Annotated in this window: 24 protein-coding genes; 14 read left to right on the plus strand and 10 right to left on the minus strand. The window is 55.1% G+C overall.

Features of this window, described 5'->3' with window-relative positions; genetic code table 11:
- Positions 1–22: 22 nt before the first annotated feature.
- From ASF13_RS02340 to ASF13_RS02350, 3 genes are all read right to left on the minus strand, one after another.
- Positions 23–790, minus strand: a complete 768-nt coding sequence (locus ASF13_RS02340) for an amino acid ABC transporter ATP-binding protein (protein ID WP_056232101.1) — start codon at positions 788–790, stop codon at positions 23–25.
- Positions 783–1466, minus strand: a complete 684-nt coding sequence (locus tag ASF13_RS02345) for an amino acid ABC transporter permease (protein WP_056232103.1) — start codon at positions 1464–1466, stop codon at positions 783–785. The genes ASF13_RS02340 and ASF13_RS02345 overlap by 8 nt, the downstream gene beginning before the upstream one ends.
- 325 nt (positions 1467–1791) lie before the next feature.
- Positions 1792–2388, minus strand: coding sequence for a TetR/AcrR family transcriptional regulator (locus tag ASF13_RS02350; protein ID WP_199177614.1), 597 nt, complete (start codon positions 2386–2388; stop codon positions 1792–1794).
- 104 nt (positions 2389–2492) lie between these two features.
- On the opposite strand from ASF13_RS02350, the gene ASF13_RS02355 reads away from it, so the two are divergent.
- The 4 genes from ASF13_RS02355 to ASF13_RS23140 all read left to right on the plus strand — a co-directional run bounded on the left by ASF13_RS02355 (position 2493) and on the right by ASF13_RS23140 (position 6673).
- Complete coding sequence (locus ASF13_RS02355; RefSeq protein ID WP_056232110.1) at positions 2493–3020, plus strand: HPP family protein; 528 nt, start codon at positions 2493–2495, stop codon at positions 3018–3020.
- A gap of 269 nt (positions 3021–3289) precedes the next feature.
- Positions 3290–3694, plus strand: coding sequence for a cupin domain-containing protein (locus ASF13_RS23135; protein WP_146005439.1), 405 nt, complete (start codon positions 3290–3292; stop codon positions 3692–3694).
- The gene (locus ASF13_RS02360; protein ID WP_072166258.1) at positions 3691–5124 is read left to right on the plus strand and encodes a CoA-transferase; all 1434 of its coding nucleotides are present in this window, start codon (positions 3691–3693) and stop codon (positions 5122–5124) included. The genes ASF13_RS23135 and ASF13_RS02360 overlap by 4 nt, the downstream gene beginning before the upstream one ends.
- Positions 5125–5155: 31 nt before the next feature.
- Positions 5156–6673, plus strand: a complete 1518-nt coding sequence (locus ASF13_RS23140) for an FAD/NAD(P)-binding protein (protein ID WP_072166259.1) — start codon at positions 5156–5158, stop codon at positions 6671–6673.
- A gap of 126 nt (positions 6674–6799) precedes the next feature.
- Here ASF13_RS23140 and ASF13_RS02365 read toward each other — a convergent pair whose 3' ends face one another.
- The 5 genes from ASF13_RS02365 to queD form a co-directional block, all read right to left on the minus strand.
- Positions 6800–7405, minus strand: a complete 606-nt coding sequence (locus ASF13_RS02365; RefSeq protein ID WP_056232116.1) for an inorganic diphosphatase — start codon at positions 7403–7405, stop codon at positions 6800–6802.
- A gap of 155 nt (positions 7406–7560) precedes the next feature.
- Complete coding sequence (locus ASF13_RS24845; protein ID WP_235514927.1) at positions 7561–7809, minus strand: hypothetical protein; 249 nt, start codon at positions 7807–7809, stop codon at positions 7561–7563.
- The gene (locus tag ASF13_RS24850) at positions 7806–8135 is read right to left on the minus strand and encodes a PIN domain-containing protein (RefSeq protein ID WP_235514928.1); all 330 of its coding nucleotides are present in this window, start codon (positions 8133–8135) and stop codon (positions 7806–7808) included. Before ASF13_RS24850 ends, ASF13_RS24845 begins: the two co-directional genes overlap by 4 nt.
- A complete protein-coding gene (locus ASF13_RS23145; protein WP_072166260.1) occupies positions 8132–8590 on the minus strand; it encodes a helix-turn-helix domain-containing protein in 459 nt (152 codons plus the stop codon). The genes ASF13_RS24850 and ASF13_RS23145 overlap by 4 nt, the downstream gene beginning before the upstream one ends.
- Before the next feature lie 84 nt (positions 8591–8674).
- Positions 8675–9034, minus strand: a complete 360-nt coding sequence (gene queD, locus ASF13_RS02380) for a 6-carboxytetrahydropterin synthase QueD (RefSeq protein WP_048917133.1) — start codon at positions 9032–9034, stop codon at positions 8675–8677.
- 288 nt (positions 9035–9322) lie between these two features.
- Here queD and cysJ point away from each other — a divergent pair, with 288 nt between their 5' ends.
- The 4 genes from cysJ to ASF13_RS02400 all read left to right on the plus strand — a co-directional run bounded on the left by cysJ (position 9323) and on the right by ASF13_RS02400 (position 14940).
- The gene (gene cysJ / locus ASF13_RS02385; RefSeq protein ID WP_056232121.1) at positions 9323–11113 is read left to right on the plus strand and encodes an NADPH-dependent assimilatory sulfite reductase flavoprotein subunit; all 1791 of its coding nucleotides are present in this window, start codon (positions 9323–9325) and stop codon (positions 11111–11113) included.
- Positions 11113–12840, plus strand: coding sequence for an assimilatory sulfite reductase (NADPH) hemoprotein subunit (gene cysI, locus ASF13_RS02390; protein ID WP_056232124.1), 1728 nt, complete (start codon positions 11113–11115; stop codon positions 12838–12840). The genes cysJ and cysI overlap by 1 nt, the downstream gene beginning before the upstream one ends.
- 1 nt (position 12841) lies before the next feature.
- Entirely contained in the window at positions 12842–13573 is a 732-nt protein-coding gene (locus ASF13_RS02395; protein ID WP_056232127.1) for a phosphoadenylyl-sulfate reductase, read from the plus strand.
- 188 nt (positions 13574–13761) lie between these two features.
- On the plus strand, positions 13762–14940 hold the full coding sequence (locus ASF13_RS02400) for a M20 aminoacylase family protein (protein ID WP_056232129.1): 1179 nt from the start codon (positions 13762–13764) through the stop codon (positions 14938–14940).
- On the opposite strand, the gene ASF13_RS02405 is transcribed toward ASF13_RS02400, so the two are convergent.
- Both ASF13_RS02405 and ASF13_RS02410 read right to left on the minus strand, forming a co-directional pair.
- Positions 14937–15221 carry a YciI family protein gene (locus ASF13_RS02405; RefSeq protein WP_056232132.1) on the minus strand — a complete coding sequence of 95 codons (285 nt, stop codon included), beginning with the start codon at positions 15219–15221 and terminating at the stop codon, positions 14937–14939. The two genes, ASF13_RS02400 and ASF13_RS02405, sit on opposite strands and share 4 nt — an antisense overlap.
- Positions 15222–15235: 14 nt before the next feature.
- A complete protein-coding gene (locus ASF13_RS02410) occupies positions 15236–15502 on the minus strand; it encodes a hypothetical protein (RefSeq protein ID WP_146005438.1) in 267 nt (88 codons plus the stop codon).
- A 216-nt stretch (positions 15503–15718) separates the two neighbouring features.
- On the opposite strand from ASF13_RS02410, the gene cysG reads away from it, so the two are divergent.
- The 6 genes from cysG (at position 15719) to ftsB (ending at position 21054) form a co-directional block, all read left to right on the plus strand.
- On the plus strand, positions 15719–17134 hold the full coding sequence (cysG, locus tag ASF13_RS02415) for a siroheme synthase CysG (protein ID WP_056232364.1): 1416 nt from the start codon (positions 15719–15721) through the stop codon (positions 17132–17134).
- Positions 17135–17147: 13 nt separating this feature from the next.
- On the plus strand, positions 17148–18056 hold the full coding sequence (gene cysD / locus ASF13_RS02420; RefSeq protein WP_056232136.1) for a sulfate adenylyltransferase subunit CysD: 909 nt from the start codon (positions 17148–17150) through the stop codon (positions 18054–18056).
- Between the two features lie 9 nt (positions 18057–18065).
- Positions 18066–19493, plus strand: coding sequence for a sulfate adenylyltransferase subunit CysN (gene cysN, locus ASF13_RS02425; protein WP_056232138.1), 1428 nt, complete (start codon positions 18066–18068; stop codon positions 19491–19493).
- Positions 19493–20098 carry an adenylyl-sulfate kinase gene (gene cysC / locus ASF13_RS02430; protein WP_056232141.1) on the plus strand — a complete coding sequence of 202 codons (606 nt, stop codon included), beginning with the start codon at positions 19493–19495 and terminating at the stop codon, positions 20096–20098. The genes cysN and cysC overlap by 1 nt, the downstream gene beginning before the upstream one ends.
- A gap of 85 nt (positions 20099–20183) precedes the next feature.
- Positions 20184–20504 carry a DUF3561 family protein gene (locus ASF13_RS02435; RefSeq protein WP_056232366.1) on the plus strand — a complete coding sequence of 107 codons (321 nt, stop codon included), beginning with the start codon at positions 20184–20186 and terminating at the stop codon, positions 20502–20504.
- A 235-nt stretch (positions 20505–20739) separates the two neighbouring features.
- Complete coding sequence (gene ftsB, locus ASF13_RS02440) at positions 20740–21054, plus strand: cell division protein FtsB (protein WP_056232143.1); 315 nt, start codon at positions 20740–20742, stop codon at positions 21052–21054.
- Position 21055 lies beyond the last annotated feature (1 nt).

Raw genomic sequence — 21055 nt, forward strand, 5'->3', positions numbered from 1 at the left:
GAATGCCGTGTGTGGTTGTGGTTTAAATTTCCCATGAATCGGGCAGGGTTTCGGTCAGCGTTGAGATAAACGCCCGGGTTCGGGTCTTTTGTGCCCGGGTAAAAATATCGCGTGAGGTGCCGGATTCGACGATTTCGCCCGCCTCCAGAAACACCACGTTATTGGCGATATTGGCGGCCAGCCGCAGGTCGTGGGTGGCCATCAGCATGGTGGTACCCTCCAGCGCCAGCTGCCTGAGTACCGCGACCACTTCCACCGCCAGTTCCGGGTCCAGCGCCGAGGTCGGTTCGTCGCACAGCAGCACCCTGGGTGACGGTGCCAGCGCACGGGCAATCGCCACGCGCTGCTGCTGGCCGCCGGAAAGCGTCGACGGCCAGGCATCCCGCTTATGCAGCATACCGACCTTCTCCAGCAGCGCTTCCGCCCGCGCCCGCGCCTGGTCACGTGACTGTTTCTGTACCACGATCAGCCCTTCGGTGATGTTCTCAATCACCGTCAGGTGCGGGAACAGCTGAAAATTCTGAAATACCATGCCGGTCTGCCCGGCGATACGCTTCAGGTCGTTTCTGCCCACCCGCGGGCTGCCGGTAAAGACGATCTGCTCGCTGCCGATGGTCAGTTCACCCGCCTGCGGGATCTCCAGCAGGTTAATGCAGCGCAGCAGGGTGCTTTTGCCGCTGCCGGACGGGCCGATCAGCGCGGTGACGCTGCCTTCGTTAATAGTCAGGTTGATATTCTTCAGGACCGGGTTGTCATCAAAACGTTTCTCAATGCCGGATAACTTAATCATGGCTATGCACCTTACGCGGGGCAGTATTTTCCAGCTTTTTTTCCAGCCGCGTCTGCAGGGCGGACAATACCGAACTGATTAACAGATAAATAATCGCCGCTTCGGTATAGAGGATCAGCGGCTGATAGGTAACGGCAGCGATGCGCTGCGCGGCGAGGAACAGCTCGGGCACGGTAATAACCGAGGCCAGTGAGGTATCCTTTACCAGTGAAATAAAGGTATTCGACAGCGGCGGCACGGCGATACGTGCCGCCTGCGGGATGACGATGCGCCGCAGCGCCTGGGGCCAGCTCATGCCAATCGAATGCGCCGCTTCCCACTGTCCCTTCGGCACCGACAGCAGCGTAGCGCGCACGATCTCCGAGCTGTAAGCACCGATGTTCAGCGTAAAGCCGATCACCGCCGCCGGAAAGGCGTCAATGGTGATGCCCGCGCTGGGCAGCGCGTAGAAAATCAGAAACAGCTGCACCAGCAGCGGCGTGCCGCGGATCAGCCAGACGTAGAAACGCACCAGCTGCTTTAACGGTTTTGGGCCATACAACCGCGCCAGCGCCACCAGGAAACCGAGCGACAGGCCGAGCACGAAGGAGATTAAGGTGAGTGGAATGGTGAATGTCAGGCCGGCGTACAGCATCGGCCAGAAGGAGTCTATTGCTAACGTCAGCCATGTGGGCATCGGGCACCTTTCCTGGATCGTAGTATTTCTTATCTGAACTTATGGCGGGAGCGTAGCACGGTGATGAAAACCGCGCTTATATCGTCATTTAATATAGTAGATGGAATAAGAATAAGTTTATTTTGGCTAAGCTTGCGACAAAAAAACATAAAGCCGGACTTATCTGTTTGGTTGAAAGTAAGGGCGTATAAGCGGCATCAGCTGTCAGAGACTGAGCACCCGATGCCGCTCTTTAGTGGCGGCACGGGTCGTAATAAGTCACGGCTGGGGGCCAGGGGCGGCAAGGGTTAGCGGCTGACAGTGCTAAGCCTGCAGGGCAAAGACATTACTGAGCATAAGTGGGGAAGCGCGTAGCGGCAAGCGCATGCATTCCTGAACGGTACAGTTCGCGATCGGCGTCGATCTCGCCAAATTCTGCTGTGACGATCAGCCCCTCAAACCAGGTCAGGAGCAGTGACGTGCAGGCCTCAGACCGCGCTTCGTCGACGTCAAAAGCGCAGGCAATCAGCGCCTTAAGCCAGGCCTTATGCTGCTGTGCCCGATCGGCCAGGAGCCGATCGGCGTATTTGAACTCCGCAAAGGCGTGCATAAACATGCAGCCTTTGAAATCTGCTTCGCGAAACCAGGCGAAATGCCAATCCAGAAGGGCATTAAGCTTCTCTTCCGTGGACGAACCGGCGATGACGGTCTTGCCCAGCGTATTTTCAAAACGCTGATGACGTCGGGTCAGCACGGCTTCAATCAGCTTATTTTTGGAACCAAAATGCCGGTACATCGACGTTTTAGATACCCTGGCGTGATCCCGGATCAGGTCAACCCCCACGGCTGAATAACCGAACTGGTTAAACAGGGTCTCAGCAACGTCCAGAATGTGTTCACTTTTACTCACAAAATTGTTCCTCTCTACCCGCAAAATCAGCATTGCCGTTAAGTGTACAGATCTGTACATTTTGACTTGTATAGATCTGTACGGTTAAGGCTACCACAGAACCTTGTGGTTTAACGTTGAGCATTAAGGAGAGAGAGATGAAAAAATTATCCGGCGGTGGCCAGTTGCCACCCAGACCTGGCGTGATGCAGTTGGTCAGGGGATTTATCGGCAGCACTCTGGGGATCCTGCTGCTGGGGTATCTGGCTGCGTCAACCGGCGTACCCTGGCTAATGGCACCGTTTGGGGCAACCTGCGCACTGCTGTTTGCCGTACCAGCATCGCCACTGGCACAGCCTCGTAACGTGATCGGCGGGCATCTGATCGCTGCGGCGGTGGGCATGACTGCGCTTTATACGCTGGGAGATTCAGCGATCGTCATGTCCGTCGCAGTCGGTCTGGCTATCTTGCTGATGCAGGTTACGCGAACCGTTCATCCCCCTGCCGGCGCCAACCCGATCGTGATCATTCTTGCCGGACAGCAGGTGATGAACTGGTCTTTCCTGCTGACGCCGGTTCTGTTAGGCAGTGTTGCGCTGGTGATTCTCGCCACTCTGGTAAATAACTCAGGTAAAGAGCAGCGCTGGCCGCACTACTGGCACGGTTTGGATTGGTGGCGAAATTAATTAACGGCTTACATTACTTCAATAGATAAATAAATTATCCATTTTGACTTTAAGTATAGCAAGCTGGTTTTATTTGGATGAAAATCTATTTTAATTCCAGTTTTGCTATAATAATATACGAGTCTAGATGTTGTTGCTTATACCATTTGCTTGTCAACTTATCAGCCGAGAAATCAATCGATTGAGTTGTTTTAGCAATTAGGCTTAGGGCTAACTGATTATTTTTACATATATCAAATAAGTTTTCTGTGATGAGAGGGTAAAATACTGTGACATTAATTTATCAATCTGAGGCATATGACTTAGTAATGAATATTTCTTTCGGTGAGGATTTTGAATTACCTGAATGGATTGAATTTTCCACTTACCAAAAAGGACTTAGAAAAAATGTAGAAATAGCTGTTTTATTTGATGAGACTGTCAACGATCCTCACGGTGCAGATATGGCATTCATTCGCTATGGACCAAATGCGTTCGTACCTAAACACTTACATACTGGCTATGAGACTGTGCTGGTATTAAAAGGTGATTATATTGAAAACAATAAAACCTTTCTTCCGGGTTCATTTATTCTGCGTTCTCCTGGCACTTGTCATAGTATGGAATCCAAGAAAGGATGCTTAATTTTGGCATCGAGATATAAACCCGTAAAACAACTGCAAGGGATAATGTGAAAATAACAACAGCTAGAGATGTGGTAAGTTTGATTAAAGATAAGTCGGTTGTAATCCCTGGAGGGTTTGGCTGTTGTGGTCATCCCGATGAATTAACAGATGCTCTAGCCAATCGGTTTTCAGAGGAAAGGCATCCACTAGGATTAACATTGTTTTTCGGATCTGGTTCAGGTGATAAAAAAGGGAAAGGATTAGATGTGATTGCTAATGAATTTCTAGTAAAAAGAGCTATTGGTGGATTCTGGGGTTATTGCCCTTCACTAGCTAAACTTGGGCTGAGTGGGAGGATTGAAGCGCATAATTGGCCTCTGGGAGTTATTAGTCATCTTTTTAGGGATATAGCAAGTGGACTGGATGGCCATATTACTTCAGTAGGGTTGCATTCCTTTGTAGACCCTAGAGTTGATGGTGGTAATCTTGTAATTGAAGGAAATACATTGGTAAGCGTTGTTAACATCATGGGTAAGGATATGCTTTATTTTCCTAGCGTAGGAGCCGATTTTGCTATGCTCAGAGGAACTGTCTCAGATATGAACGGAAATATATCAATGTCTGGCGAGGCGGCTCTGCATGATGCACTATTGCAAGCAATGGCAGTTCGAAATAGTGGAGGTATAATTGCTTTTCAGGTCGAGAGTGTGGTGGACATTTTACCAGCTCAAAAAGTAGATATCCCAGGGCACTTAGTTGATTATGTTGTGATATCAAAAAATAAACACTTCCCAAGTTATGGTTCCGCTAATTATACATTTTATGATGATTTTGATAACATCAGAATCGAAAAGGAGGTTATTATTAAATATGCTTGTGCAGAGCCAATAGAAGATTGGTCTTATGTGAACTTTGGCATAGGACTACCGGCTCTTATAGGAGAGAGGATCGCTAAAAGTAATCAAAAGTTTCATTCCTCTATTGAATCAGGAGTCATAAATGGGACTCCCAAAACAGGCATGTCATTTGGTGAGTCAGAAAATTTTAGCGCATGCATTCAACAGTCTGATTTATTTAGCTTTTATAATGGCGGTGGAATCGATGTTGCATTTCTGGGCTTCGCTGAAATAGATAAGTATGGGAATGTCAATGCTAGCTCTTTTGGAGGAGAGGTAACGGGTGCGGGTGGATTTATTAATATTTTTCATTCAGCTAAGAAAATATATTTGTGTGGTACAACGAGAACCAATTTTTTTGAAAAGGCACTGAGTTCAGGGGAAGTTGAAATTGTAAGTGGAGGGAAGGTGAAAAAGTTTGTTGATCATGTCAAACAAATAACAATTTCTACTAATCAATCTCATTTTTGGCAAAAGGAAATAATAATTATAACGGAGTTGATTGTATTTAAACTGCATAAAGGGATTTTCTATCTTATTAAGCTGGTTGGTGATGTTGAATTAGATAGAGTAGAAAAGGAATTTCCATTCGAGATTAATTGAGTAGGTGTTTTAAATCTAAAAGGGATTTGCTATGTCTTTAAATATTGCTATCGTTGGTGGTGGGGCATCTTGTGTTTCTTTTATAGATAATTTTATAAAGGAGTGTAATAATACCGAACCATTGGCCATCTGTTTTTTAGTAATAGAAAAATCAGAAGAAATAGGCCCCGGTAATGCATATAGAAATGATATTGAATCAAATATTCTAAATACCAAAGCTGAAAATATTACGATTTTCAGAGATAGTCCGGGGGACTTCTACAAATGGTTAGTGTGCTGTGAGAATAAGTGGAGAGTTGATTTTGCTAATTTAAAGGTGAAGAGAGATAGTTACTTGCCACGAGCGCTTTTTGGAATATATATGAAGGATGCTTTTGAGAAAATATGCAAGCATGCTCACTATTCTGGCTTTGAAATAAAAAAAATAAAAGGTGAGGCGGTAAGTATCGATAAGTTAGATGAGCATGAGTTTGTTATTTCCTTGAGTGATGGTGAGGAGGTTTATGCAAATAAGATAATTCTTGCCTGTGGTAATCTCAATGGGAAAGGAAAAGATTATTCAAAGGATGGTGATTTTATGACTACTCCTTTCCCAACTAAGTTTTTACCTAAAAAAATTATGCCTTATGATAATGTTGGGATCGTGGGGTCAAGGCTTAGTGCCATCGATTCAGTAATTAGCCTAATTGAGTCAGGGCATAGAGGGAAAATTACTCTATTTTCTAGATCAGGTAATTTTCCCTTTGTGAGAGGAACACAAAAACGTTACAAAAATTTGTATTTGAATCGAAGTTTTATATCCTCAAATTTTAATGTTATGGATTTTAAAATATTGCATGATCTATATAATAAAGAGATTGATAATTACAAGAAAACAAAAAAAACTCAGGATGGTGACGATCTGCCAATTAATTTCAAACCCATAAGTTCACTAGCTTCATTTCTTCAGCGGGAAATTAATTTATCTAGTGGCCCACGCGCCTGGCAGGCGATTCTTTACGATACCAATGATTGTATAGATCTTATATGGAGTATGTTTTCAAAAAAAGACAAAGAACTATTTTTAGCAAGTTATTTTTCGAATGCAATGTCAATGAGAGTATCTATACCTAGAGTAAATGCATTAAAGATTTTAGATTATATTAAATCGGGGCAACTCAGTTATGTTCATGGTGAAATAAATCCAAGTATATTTTTTAAAAGTGGAATGTGTTTTCATGATGGTGGTAGTTATTTAGATAAAATTTTGTATGCAACTGGAAGTCCTAGGTATTTAGATGATTGTGATTCGGTTTTGTTTTCAAGGTTGCTCGAAGGTAAAGTAATATCGAGGAACTATTTAGGTGGTTTAAATGTTTGCAGGTCAAGTTATAGAATTATAAGTGATTCAGGTGTTATAAATTCTAGTATTTTTGCTATTGGGGAAGTAACCAATGGAACTTTCCTTTTTACAAGTGCTCTCGATATTATAACTAGGCATGCTAAGGAGTGTGCTCGAAGCTTACTTGAATTAATATTGAGTGAAGTTAACGAAGATGGTTGTATCTAATTTTATAAAATTAATCCCTACCCGAAGAAATATTTTTTCATCGATTATTAAGGGAGCTTCTTTTTTGGATGTTTGATAAGTCTTTCATAGAGTACGGGCAGCCCGTCACCACCCGCACCTGTTGCCTTACTGAGCGGCTTTCGCTTTGTAAGCGTCATAGGCCGCTTTGATTTCGGTTTTGGCGGCGGCGGCATCACCGAAGCCGTTCAGCTCGACCTTCTTGCGGCCTTCCGGCAGCTGCTTGTAGACGCGGAAGAAGGCTTCCAGGCGCTGCTGTTCCAGTTTAGGCAGGTCGGCCATCGATTTAATGTCATCGTAGGTCGGGTCGATCTTGCTGGCCGGCACCGCGACGATCTTATCGTCGGACTCGCCGCCGTCGATCATTTTCAGCACGCCGATCGGGCGCAGTTTGATCAGCGTACCGGGGGCCATCGGCGCGCGGGTGTAGAAGACAACGTCCAGCGGATCGTTGTCACCGCCCAGCGACTGGGTCAGTGAGCCGTAGTTGGCCGGGTAGGCTACCGGCATCGACTGGAAACGGTCGGCGATAATAAAGCCGGTTCTGGCGTCGGTTTCATACTTGATAATGCCGCCGGCCGGGATCTCGGTCAGGGCGTAGAACTCTTCCGGGTTATTTTCCGGCTGCGGAAAGTCGAGGATATTAATGGTACTGGCCTGGGCGCAGGCTGAAAAAACCAGGGCAAGAACAGACAGTTTGCTTGACAGCTTCATCGTTGATTCTCTTGATCTTTAATGAGTGAGCCAACAATGTAGTGGGGGGGAATGACAGGGAGATGACAGGAAAGTAAAGCGGGGTAAACCTGAGAATCAATCAGTCTGTTAGCGATTCCAGCCTGTAAAAGCATAGTTTTAGCATCAGAGCTTCTTTAGATCAGACCGCTAAGTGGACGCAGTCGCGATACGGTCTCTGGTAACTGCTGGCGCAGCAGGCAATCGAGAAATTCGTCAGCGCTAAAAGGTGGAGATTTCAGGCTGGCCCGTTGGCGTCGGGCTGCCTCCAGTACGAGGGTAATATCCAAATCGCTCAGGCTGGTGATGAAACTGTCGGGGTGGATTGCACGCAAATTCCATCTGGTTAGAACCTCATCCGGAAAATCCTTCAGATTGAATGTCAAATTTCTGCTGCCTGAGCGACTATCGCTGCAGCCACAACATGTCGGTCGTCTTTGTCGGGCAGCCCGGTAATGGAATCAATTAATTCACGATATCCGGTTACCCGTGCGTCGGGAGCATGTCTGTCCATCAATGCCCTGACACGCTCTAATTGAGGTCTGGCTAACTCTTTACGATTCAGTAACAGGTTCCTGATCCACTCTTCATGGATATCTTCTGTCCAGTGCGCCCGGAACTGTCCTCCGGCAGCGAGGTACATGAGGAAACTGCGTAACGGTGCCGGATAAAGAACGCAGGCATCAAGTACTACGGCATAACCCGCGCTCATTCGTATCCCATTCCGAGTTGCTGATCGATTGCCCCCAGTTGATCCAGTGCATCAAGGCGGGCATTTTTGAGCCGATCCCGGTAAGCCAGTACATCGGAAAAGCGAATTTTTCGGCGGTTGCCAGTGCGATGATAAGGCAGCTCGGCCGAGTCCAGAAGGCGAATCAGTGTCGGACGGGAAATATTAAGCATATCAGCGGCTTCCTGAGTGGTCATCTCAGCACCAACCGGGACCAGCCGAACAGCGTTACCTTCACCCAGCTCTGTCAGCACATCTACCAGCAAACGGAGTGCGTTGACCGGAATACGAACATTATGGACCTGGCCACGTTTATCAGTCACGGAGACCTGCTGAGTCTCAGCGCGCGTTTCGAGGATGGCAGAAAGTTCGCGGCTGCAAAGTTTTGCTAGCTCGGCTTCATGTTGTGAAGGCAGCTTGTTCTGTAATGTGGTCATTGCCTGTTCCTGAAAGCATTTATTCGAAATTTTCGCAAATAAACAGGGAGTGTGCAATGACTATTTTTTGTACTGCTGCATTACTTACCCGCGATAAACGCAACCCGCCGTGCAGGTCTCTTTGACCATTACCGCGCTCAGCAGGGGCAGCACAGGTTTCATCTGCTGCCAGATCCAGGCGGCCAGCACTTCGCTGGTCGGGTTCTCAAGGCCCGGGATGTCGTTCAGGTTGTAGTGATCCAGACGATCGTAGACCGGCTTAAAAGCCGCTTTGATCTCGGAGAAGTCCATTACCCAGCCGGTATGCGCGTCCACTTCGCCGGTAATTTCCAGCCGCACCATAAAGGAGTGGCCGTGCAGGCGGCCGCATTTGTGCCCGGCCGGCACGTTCGGCAGGTGGTGGGCGGCTTCGAATTGAAAATCTTTAAACAGCGTGGTGGCCATGATAGCAGTCTCAGTCTTTTAGCGGGAAAACCGCGGCAGGATACCGGAAAACGGCTTTTTTCGCACCCGTTTAGCGGCGGATGCCAATAAGTGAAAGTGTAAACGGAAAATGCAGATTTTAAGTTTATGAAAAATATAGGGTTAATCAACCTGTTTTGGTGTTATCGCTTACCCGAAAAACCACTTAGTCATTTTGGTTATTAATTATTTCCAACCTTTATTTAAGGGTTATTATACCAGGCCTTAACCTGTCCCCTATAGACCTTCGACTGTGGAATTTTCGACGCAATGACATCCAACATGCTTCCGTTAAACCCGGAGCAGCTTGCCCGCCTGCAGGCCGCCACCGGTGATTATTCTCCAACCCAGCTGGCCTGGCTGTCCGGGTTTTTCTGGGGCATGGTCAATCAGGCCCCTGGTGCGGCGATCGCGCCGGCACCGGCGGCCGCTGAAATCCCCGCCGTGACCATCCTCTCCGCCTCGCAGACCGGCAACGCCCGTCGCCTGGCGGAACAGCTGCGTGACGATCTGCTGGCGGTGAAGCTGAACGTTAACCTGGTGAACGCCGGTGACTACAAGTTCAAGCAGATCGCCCAGGAGAAACTGCTGGTGGTGGTGACCTCCACCCAGGGAGAAGGGGAAGCGCCGGAAGAAGCGGTGGCGTTACATAAGTTCCTGATGTCGAAGAAAGCGCCGAAGCTTGACGGTAACGCCTTTGCGGTGTTCGGCCTTGGCGATACCTCCTACGAGTTCTTCTGCCAGGCAGGGAAAGATTTCGACAGCAAACTGGCGGAGCTGGGCGCAGAGCGGCTGGCCGATCGCGTGGATGCGGACGTCGACTATGCGGCGCAGGCAGAAGCCTGGCGCAAACAGCTGACCGATATTCTCAAGGCGCGGGTGCCGGACGCCGGCGCGGCACAGCTGGCTGTCGCCACCAGCGGCAGCGTTAACGAAATCCACAGCAGCCCGTACAGCAAAGAGGCACCGCTGACCGCCAGCTTAGCGGTTAATCAGAAGATCACCGGCCGGGACTCCGATAAAGACGTGCGCCATATTGAAATCGACCTCGGCGATTCCGGTCTGCGCTATCAGCCGGGCGATGCGCTGGGCGTGTGGTTTGAGAACGATCCACAGCTGGTGCAGGAGCTGCTCGGCCTGCTGTGGCTGAAGGGCGACGAGCCGGTCGGGGTGCATGGCCAGACGCTGCCGCTGGCCGAAGCGCTGCAGAAACACTATGAGCTGACGGTGAACACGCCGCAGATTGTCGAGCAGTACGCAAAGCTGTCGCGTAACGAGGTGCTGCTGGCGCAGACCGCGGAGAAAGCGCAGCAGCAGCACTATGCGCAGACCACGCCGATCGTCGATATGGTGCGCTATGCGCCGACCGAACTGAACGCCGAACAGCTGACCGGCCTGCTGCGTCCGCTGACCCCGCGCCTTTACTCGATCGCCTCTTCACAGGCCGAGAACGAGACCGAGGTGCACATTACCGTCGGCGCGGTACGCTACGAGATTGAAGGCCGTGCGCGCGCCGGCGGTGCCTCCAGCTTCCTCGCTGACCGGCTGGAAGAGGACGCTGAAATCCGCGTGTTTATCGAGCACAACGACAACTTCCGCCTGCCGGCCAACCCGGAAACGCCGGTGATTATGATTGGTCCGGGCACCGGCATCGCGCCGTTCCGTTCCTTTATGCAGCAGCGCGACGCCGAAGGCGCGGCCGGCAGGAACTGGCTGTTCTTCGGCAATCCGCACTTCACCGAGGATTTCCTCTATCAGGTGGAGTGGCAGCGTTATGTCAAAGACGGCCTGCTGACCAATATCGATCTGGCCTGGTCTCGTGACCAGAAACACAAGGTTTACGTGCAGGATAAGATCCGCGCCAGAGGGGCCGAAGTGTGGCGCTGGCTGCAGGAGGGCGCGCACATTTACGTGTGTGGCGATGCTAACCGCATGGCGAAAGACGTTGAGCAGGCGTTACTGGACGTGGTGGCCGAATACGGTGCGATGGACACCGAATCGGCAGATGAATTCTTAAGCGAGCTGCGCGTTGAGCGCCGCTATCAGCGAGATGTGTACTAATGAGCGATATCAAATACCCGGGCCCGCTGGTGGTCGAAGGCAAGCTGGTTGACGCCGAGCGCCTGAAAAAACAGAGCAACTATCTGCGCGGCGGCATTGCCGAGGACTTAAACGACGGCCTGACCGGCGGTTTTAACGGCGATAACTTCCTGCTGATCCGGTTCCACGGAATGTACCAGCAGGATGACCGCGACATCCGCGCCGAGCGCGTGGAGCAGAAGCTGGACGCGCGTCACGCGATGATGCTGCGCTGCCGCCTGCCGGGCGGCATCATCACCCCGACCCAGTGGCTGGCGATTGAGAAGTTCGCCACCGATAACACCATTTACGGCAGCGTGCGCCTGACCAACCGTCAGACCTTCCAGTTCCACGGCATCCTGAAGGGCAACGTGAAGCCGGCGCACCAGATGCTGCACGAAGTCGGGCTGGACGCGCTGGCCACCGCCAACGACGTTAACCGTAACGTGCTTTGCAGCTCCAACCCGGTGGAGTCTGAACTGCATCAGGAAGCCTACGAATGGGCGAAAAAGCTCTCTGAGCACCTGCTGCCGCAGACCCGCGCCTATGCGGAAGTGTGGCTGGATCAGGAGAAGGTGGCGACCACCGACGTCGAACCGATCCTCGGTGAAACCTATCTGCCGCGTAAGTTTAAAACCACCGTGGTGGTGCCGCCGCACAATGACGTTGACCTGCACGCCAACGACCTGAACTTTGTGGCGATTGCTGAGAATGGCAAACTGATCGGCTTTAACCTGCTGGTGGGCGGCGGACTGTCTATCGACCACGGTAACAAGGCTACCTACGCGCGCACCGCCACCGAACTGGGCTATCTGCCGGTGGAGAAGGTGCTCGACGTGGCGGCGGCGGTAGTCACCGTCCAGCGCGACTGGGGCAACCGTACCGATCGTAAAAACGCCAAAACCAAATACACCATGGAGCGCGTGGGTCCGGAGGTCTTTAAGGCCGAAGTTGAGCGCCGCGCCGGCATTACCCTTGAGGCGACGCGCCCGTATGCGTTCACCACCCGCGGCGACCGCTTCGGCTGGGTGAAGGGCATCGACAACAAGTGGCACCTGACGCTGTTCGTGGAAAACGGCCGCCTGATGGACTATCCGGGCCGTCCGCTGAAGAGCGGCATCGCCGAGATCGCCCGCGTGCACCAGGGCGATTTCCGCCTGACCGCCAACCAGAACATTATCGTCGCCGGCGTACCGGAAGCTGAAAAAGATCGTATTGAGCAGATCGCGGTCGCCCACAGCCTGATGGAGAGCGTCAGCCATCAGCGTGAAAACTCGATGGCCTGCGTGGCCTTCCCGACCTGCCCGCTGGCGATGGCCGAAGCCGAACGCTTCCTGCCGGAGTTCGTCACCCGCGTTGAGGGGATCATGAACGGCCACGGCGTCGGCGATGAGCACATCGTGCTGCGCGTGACCGGCTGCCCGAACGGCTGCGGACGTGCGCTGCTGGCTGAAGTGGGCCTGGTGGGCAAGGCCCCGGGGCGTTACAACCTGCATCTGGGCGGCAACCGCATGGGCACGCGCATTCCGCGCATGTACCGCGAAAACATCAACGAAGAGCAGATCCTTGCTACCCTTGATGAACTGATTGGTCGCTGGGCAAACGAGCGCGAAGCCGATGAAGGCTTCGGTGATTTCACCATCCGTAGCGGCATTATCGCTCCGGTGCTCGACCCGGCACGGGATTTCTGGGAAGTCAAAGAGGCGTGATATGGCAGTTCTCGATCTCAACGCACTGAAGGCACTACCGAAGGTTGAGCAGGTGATGGCGCTCGCCGAAATTAACAACCGGCTGGATAAGCTCTCCGCTGAGGATCGCGTGATCTGGGGGCTGGAGAACCTGCCCGGTGAGGCGGTGCTCACCTCCAGCTTCGGCATTCAGGCGGCGGTGAGCCTGCACCTGGTTAACCGGCAGAAGCCGGGCATCCCGGTGATCCTCACCGATACCGGCTATCTGTTCCCGGAAACCTACCAGTTCATTGATGAGCTGACGGAGAAGCTGGATCTCAACCTGCAGGTGTTCCGCGCCGCACAGAGCGCGGCGTGGCAGGAAGCGCGCTACGGCAAGCTGTGGGAGCAGGGCGTTGAGGGCATTGAGCGCTATAACCAGATCAATAAGGTCGAGCCGATGAACCGCGCGCTGCAGACGCTGAACGCGCAGACCTGGTTTGCCGGCCTGCGCCGCGATCAGTCCGGCAGCCGGGCGCATCTGCCGGTGCTGGCGATTAAGAAGGGCGTGTTCAAGCTGTTGCCGATCATCGACTGGGACAACCGTCAGGTCTATCAGTACCTGCAGCAGCACGGCCTCGTCTATCACCCGCTGCGGGAGCAGGGCTACCTGTCGGTGGGCGACACCCACACCACCCGTAAATGGGAGCCGGGCATGGCAGAAGAAGAGACGCGCTTCTTTGGCCTGAAACGCGAGTGCGGTCTGCACGAGTAACCGCTGCTCTGCCCGTTGTACCATGAAGCCGCCCCTGGTTTGCCGGGGGCGGCTTTTTTTATCGTATTTTTACGAATGTCCCGCAGCCGCTGGCTGGCTTAGATTAGGAGGGATAGTCGGCGGGCTCAGCACGCCGGGCCGGCCATCTCTCCCCCTCCGCGGGGGCCACCAGCAGGGAGAAGGACTTCATGTTTGACCACATTCTGCAAGGCGTTGGCGCGCTGGAAGCCGAGTTCACCCGCGTCCGCCACGCTATCCACCAACACCCGGAAACCGGCTTTAACGAACACCGCACCAGCGAGCTGGTTGCGGAGCGGCTGCAAGAGTGGGGTTATCAGGTGCAGCGCGGTATCGCCGGCACCGGGCTGGTCGCCACTCTTAAAATGGGCAAAAGCAGCAGGGTACTCGGCATTCGCGCCGAAATGGATGCGCTGCCGATTGTCGAGGAGAGCGGCCTGCCGTGGAGCAGCCTGCATCCCGGCGTGTCGCACATGTGCGGCCATGACGGCCACACCACCATGCTGCTGTGCGCGGCGCGCTATCTGGCGACGACGCGCAACTTCAACGGCACGCTGAACCTGATTTTCCAGCCTGCCGAAGAGCTGTTGTGCGGCGGCAGCCGGATGATTGACGAGGGGCTGTTCGACAACTACCCCTGCGATATGCTGTTTGCCATGCATAACCTGCCGGGGCTGGCCGCCGGGGAGTTTTACTTCCGCCAGGGCGTTACCATGGCCTCCGGCGATACGATTGAGATTGACGTTAACGGAGTGGGCGGCCACGGGGCGTTTCCGCATAAGGCCACCGACACGGTGCTGGTATGCGCGCATATCGTGCTGGCGCTGCAGTCGATCGTCGCACGCAACGTCGACCCCTTCGCCCCGGCGGTGGTCACCATCGGCAGCCTGCAGGCGGGCGATACCGCGAACGTGATCCCCGGCAGCGGCTGCCTGAAGCTGACGGTGCGTACGCTGGATAAGGCCGCGCGCCAGCAGGTGCTGGAAAGGATTGGGACGATTGCCACCGCGACCGCGCAGGCTTACGGCGCCACGGCGCAGCTGCGCCACATCGCCGGCAGCCCGGTGCTGATCAACGCTGCGGAGGCGACCGACTTTGCCCGCCAGGTAGGGACTGAGCTGTTTGGCGCAGCGAAATGCCACGACGGGGTGCAGGTGATGGCCAGCGAGGACTTTGCCTGGATGCTGGAGCAGCACCCTAACGGGTGCTATATCAACATCGGTAACGGCACCGAGGGGGCCAACGGCGTACCGGTGCACAACGGCCACTACGACTTTAACGATGCCAATATCGTGCCCGGCGCGGCGCTGTGGGTGGGGATTACCGAACGTTATCTGGCCTGCGATTAAATCCCGGTCAGGCCGCTGAATTTATCCGCCGAGCGGGTGATATTCACTTTGGTAACGTCGTAGCGCGCCACCGCCTGGAACGGATCTTCCGCCAGGATCTGATCCAGCTGTTTCCTGTCCATCTCCCTCACCATCACCATGCCGCCATCGCGCGGATCTTTACGCCCGGCGCTGATAAAGGCGCCGGCTTTAAAGTAGCGGTTAATCCACTCAATGTGCGGCTCCAGCAGCGCTTCCACGTCTTCCATCGGGCGGGTGTAGGTCAGGAACACAATATACATGCAGAACTCCGTTATCAGGGGGTAGTCAGTTCGCGGACCCGCAACAGCAGCGCCGCCACGCAGTCATGGGGGCGGCGGGGGATGTGCCCGGGTGAGCGATCGATGCCGCTCAGGTTATCACGTTGCGCCCGGTTGTGCAGGGCGGCGGGAAGTGCCGGCGCACCACCCGCGGCAGAGTGGCCGCCAGGCTGGCCCAGGCCGGTCGGCATCACCAACAGGCCGTCACGAAGCCGTGAGAGCAGCGGAATTCCTGAGTCGTCATCCCGTGACGAACGAGGCAAAATATTTGGTCACCACGGTATGAAAGTGTGAGGACGGTTGCATAATTTCATTTGCGGCGAAAGGCCCGAAATATCATCCGTTAAGCACATTTTGTTCGCTGCTTTACCAGGTCGTTATTCCATTCGGTAACTACTCATTCCAAATAGTAATTTCATAAGACTTAATGTGGGAACGTATAGTCCCGTTAACGTTATGTGATTATTGATAAGGTCCTCGTGGAATATCTTCCCCTCTTTGCTCAGATCAGAGACAAACCGGTGCTGGTGGTGGGTGGCGGCGACGTGGCTGCGCGCAAAATCGAGCTGCTGCGTCGCGCCGGCGCGCGCGTGCAGGTGGTCTCCCGCGAGCTGTGCGAGGAGCTGGCTGAACTGCACGCTGACCAGCAGATCGCATGGCTGGCAACGGATTACCAGGCCAGCCAGCTGGACCGGGTGTTTCTGGTGATTGCCGCCACCGACGACGGCGAGCTGAACGGCCAGGTATTCCAGGATGCCACCGATCGCTACCTGCTGGCCAACGTGGTCGATGATCAGCCGAAATGCTCCTTTATCTTCCCGTCTATCGTCGATCGCTCCCCGCTGGTGGTGGCGATCTCCTCCAGCGGTACCGCGCCGGTGCTGGCGCGGCTGCTGCGTGAGAAGATTGAAACGCTGCTGCCCGCTAACCTCGGGCAGATGGCGGAAATCGCCGGTCAGTGGCGGGAAAAAGTCAAAGACCGCTTCAGCAAAATGTCCGACCGCCGCCGCTTCTGGGAGAAGGCCTTTAACGGCCTGTTTGCCAGCCAGGTCGGCTCCGGCAACATTAGCGGTGCGAAAGCGACCCTCGACCAGCAGCTCAGCGAACCGGAAGCCCGGCAGGGAGAGATTATCCTCGTCGGTGCCGGGCCGGGCGACAGCGGGCTGCTGACCCTGCGCGGGCTGCAGGTGATGCAGCTGGCCGACGTGGTGCTGTATGACCATCTGGTCAGCCCGGAAGTGCTGGACCTGGTGCGCCGCGACGCCGACCGCATCTGCGTGGGCAAGCGCGCCAGCGAACACGTGCTGTCGCAGGAGCAGACCAATGCCCTGCTGGTGAAGCTGGCCCTGGAGGGCAAGCGCGTGGTGCGCCTGAAGGGCGGCGATCCCTTTATCTTTGGCCGCGGCGGTGAAGAGCTGCAGGCGGCGAAGGCGGCCGGCATTCCGTTCCAGGTGGTGCCGGGCGTGACCGCTGCCGCCGGGGCGACCGCTTACGCCGGCATTCCGCTGACCCACCGTGACTACGCGCAGAGCGTGCTGTTTATTACCGGCCAGTGCCGCGCCGACGGTGCCGGCACCGACTGGCCGTCGCTGGCCCGCGCCCGCCAGACGCTGGCGATCTATATGGGCAGCGCCAAAGCCGGGGATATCTCCCGCGAACTGATTGCTCACGGCCGCGATCCGCAGACCCCGGTGGCGGTGATCGGTCGCGGCACCCGTCAGGATCAGCAGGTGCTGACCGGCACCCTGGAACAGCTGGAAACGCTGGCCGCTGAGGCTCCTACCCCGTCGTTGCTGGTGATTGGCGAAGTGGTGAAGCTGCATCAGCAGCTGGCGTGGTATCAACATTCTGCACAGCAGGCCGGACGCGAGTCCGCCGTTGTGAATTTGGCTTGAGGAAAAAGGTGTTATGGATCAAAAACGACTGACTCATCTGCGTCAACTGGAGGCGGAGAGTATCCATATTATCCGCGAAGTGGCGGCAGAGTTCTCCAACCCGGTGATGATGTATTCCATCGGTAAAGACTCCTCGGTGATGCTGCACCTGGCGCGCAAGGCCTTTTACCCGGGCACGCTGCCGTTCCCGCTGCTGCACGTTGATACCGGCTGGAAATTCCGCGAGATGTACGAATTCCGCGACCGCACGGTGAAGAACATCGGTGCCGAGCTGCTGATCCACCGTAACCCGGAAGGGGTGGCGATGGGCATTAACCCGTTCGTCCACGGCAGCGCCAAGCACACCGACATTATGAAGACCGAAGGTCTCAAGCAGGCGCTGGACAAGTACGGCTTTGACGCCGCCTTCGGCGGTGCCCGCCGCGACGAAGAGAAGTCGCGCGCCAAAGAGCGTATTTACTCGTTCCGCGACCGTTTCCACCGCTGGGACCCGAAAAACCAGCGCCCGGAGCTGTGGCACAACTACAACGGCCAGATCAACAAAGGCGAAAGCATCCGCGTGTTCCCGCTCTCCAACTGGACCGAGCTGGATATCTGGCAGTATATCTTCCTGGAAAACATCGAGATTGTTCCGCTCTACCTGGCCGCCGAGCGTCCGGTGCTGGAGCGTGACGGCATGCTGATGATGATCGATGACGATCGCATCGACCTGCAGCCGGGCGAGAAGATCGAACAGCGTAAGGTGCGCTTCCGCACCCTCGGCTGCTGGCCGCTGACCGGTGCCGTTGAGTCGGAAGCCGGCACGCTGCCGGAGATCATTGAAGAGATGCTGGTTTCCACCACCAGCGAGCGCCAGGGGCGGATGATTGACCGCGATCAGGCCGGCTCCATGGAGCTGAAGAAACGCCAGGGTTATTTCTAAGGAGCCGTCATGAACACCATTATTGCACAACAGATCGCTGACCAGGGCGGCGTGGAAGCCTGGCTGCACGCGCAGCAGCACAAGAGCCTGCTGCGGTTCCTCACCTGCGGCAGCGTCGATGACGGTAAAAGCACGCTGATTGGCCGCCTGTTGCACGACACGCGGCAGATCTATGAAGACCAGCTCTCGACGCTGCATAACGACAGCAAGCGCCACGGCACCCAGGGCGAGAAGCTTGATCTGGCGCTGCTGGTCGACGGCCTGCAGGCCGAACGCGAGCAGGGCATCACCATTGACGTGGCCTACCGCTACTTCTCTACCGAGAAGCGCAAGTTCATCATAGCCGACACCCCGGGCCACGAGCAGTACACGCGTAATATGGCTACCGGTGCCTCAACCTGTGACCTGGCGATCCTGCTGATCGACGCGCGTAAAGGCGTGCTGGATCAGACCCGTCGCCACAGCTTTATCTCCACGCTGCTGGGCATTAAGCACCTGGTGGTGGCGGTGAACAAAATGGACCTGGTTGACTACAGCCAGGAACGTTTTGAGCAGATTAAGCAGGAGTATCTGGACTTCGCCGGCCAGCTGCCTGCCGACCTTGATATCCGCTTTGTGCCGCTGTCGGCGCTGGAAGGGGAGAACGTGGCGGCACCGGGCGCGGCGATGAACTGGTACAGCGGCCCGACCCTGCTCGACGTGCTGGAGACCGTTGAGGTGCAGCGTGAGGCGCAACAGCAGCCGGTGCGCTTCCCGGTGCAGTACGTGAATCGCCCGAACCTCGACTTCCGCGGTTACGCCGGTACGCTGGCCTCCGGGGTGATTGAGGTCGGCCAGCGCGTTAAGGTGCTGCCTTCCGGCGTCGAATCTTCCGTGGCGCGCATCGTCACCTTTGACGGCGACCTGCAGCAGGCGCACGCCGGTGAAGCCATTACCCTGGTACTGAAAGATGAGATCGACATCAGCCGTGGCGACCTGCTGGTGGACGCCGATGCCGACCTGCAGGCGGTGCGCGGCGCGTCGGTGGACGTGGTGTGGATGGCGGAACAGGCGCTAACGCCGGGCCAGAGCTTCGACGTTAAGATAGCCGGCAAGAAAACCCGCGCGCGGGTGGAAAAAATTCAGCATCAGGTGGAGATTAACAGCCTCGCGCAGCACGCGGCGGACACACTGCCGCTGAACGGCATTGGCCTGGTCGATCTGATCTTTGACGAACCGGTGGTGCTGGATCCGTATCAGCAGAACCCGGTCACCGGCGGTTTGATCCTGATCGACCGTCTGAGCAACGTCACCGTCGGTGCCGGCATGGTGCGCCAGCCGCTGGCGGAAACGGCACAGGCCGCGGGCAACTACAGCGCCTTTGAGCTGGAGCTGAACGCGCTGGTACGTCGTCACTTCCCGCACTGGAACGCACGCGATCTGCTGGGCGGTCAGTAATGGCCGAACACGACGACAACGTGGTGTGGCATTCGCACGCGGTAACGCGTGCGGAGCGGGAACAGCAGCGCGGCCATCAGGGCGCGGTGCTGTGGTTTACCGGGCTTTCCGGATCGGGTAAATCGACGGTGGCCGGGGCGCTGGAACAGGCGCTGCACCGTGCCGGCGTCAGCACCTATCTGCTCGACGGTGACAACGTGCGCCACGGCCTGTGCCGGGACCTCGGCTTCAGCGATGACGATCGCAAAGAGAATATCCGCCGGGTGGGTGAGGTGGCGAAGCTGATGGCTGACGCCGGGCTGGTGGTGCTGACCGCCTTTATCTCACCGCACCGCGCCGAACGGCAGATGGTGCGTGACCTGCTGGACGAAGGGCGCTTTGTCGAGGTGTTTGTCGACACGCCGCTGGCGACCTGTGAAGCGCGCGATCCGAAGGGGCTGTACAAGAAGGCGCGCGCCGGTGAGCTGCGTAACTTCACCGGCATCGACGCGGTGTATGAAGCGCCTGAACGACCGGAAATTCATCTGGATGGCGAACAATTGGTAACAACTTTAACCGTTCAACTGTTAGATCTGCTGCGCCAGCGCGATATTATCAAACCCTAAGACATTTCTGGCCTGCGCCGCTTTCAGGGGCAGCCGGGCGGGGGGCGGCACCGGCCGCTCCCCGATGGTCGTTAACGGGAAAGCTATGAATAACGTCACCCCCATGCTGGCAGGTAAAGAACAACACGAACGCCAGGAGACCTCCGGGTTATTCCCCGGCGGCGTGGCCGGATTTGCGTCCTGGTGGCTGGCGCTGGCCGTTCCCTTCCTGTTCTACGGCGCTAACACGCTGTTTCTGTTCCTCTACACCTGGCCGTTCTTCCTCGCGCTGCTGCCGGTTTCGGTATTTACCGGTATGGCGGCCTGCACCCTGCTGCGCGGCCACCTGTTCTGGTCCATACTGGTGACGGTGCTGGCGGTGTTTGGCCTGTTCTGGCTGCTGTTCAGCCTGCTGACCGGCTGGTAGCGGCCTGCCCTGCGTGTGAGCGCACGGTGCTGCGCGATTAAATTTTACCTGCACTCCGTGTGAGAGTGCATCGCTGCGTTACAAAATTTTACCCGCGTGGCGGGGTAATTCACGCCGTTTTGCTGTTTTTTAACGCAGTTTTATCGCCTGCGGCGCGAAAGCGCGGCTATTTCGCTGGCACAGTGGAGTCGTGCCGCAAGTTATGGGATGATTGAGCCGTTTTTCAGGGGGCGGGATGGGAAAACTTACGCTGCTGTTACTTGCACTTCTTGGCTGGCTGCAATATTCGCTCTGGCTGGGCAAGAACGGCATACACGACTATACGCGGGTTAACGGTGATGTTGCTGTGCAACAGGCCGGTAACGCCAAGCTAAAAGCACGCAACGATCAGCTGTTTGCCGAAATCGACGATCTTAACGGCGGTTCGGAGGCGATTGAGGAGCGCGCACGCAACGAGCTGGGGATGATTAAACCCGGTGAGGTATTCTATCGCCTGGTGCCGGACCAAAGTAAACGAACCGCGCAGCAGGGCCGACCAGCTAACCAGTAAC

The sequence above is a fragment of the Erwinia sp. Leaf53 genome, assembly GCF_001422605.1.
Classification (GTDB): Bacteria; Pseudomonadota; Gammaproteobacteria; order Enterobacterales; family Enterobacteriaceae; genus Erwinia.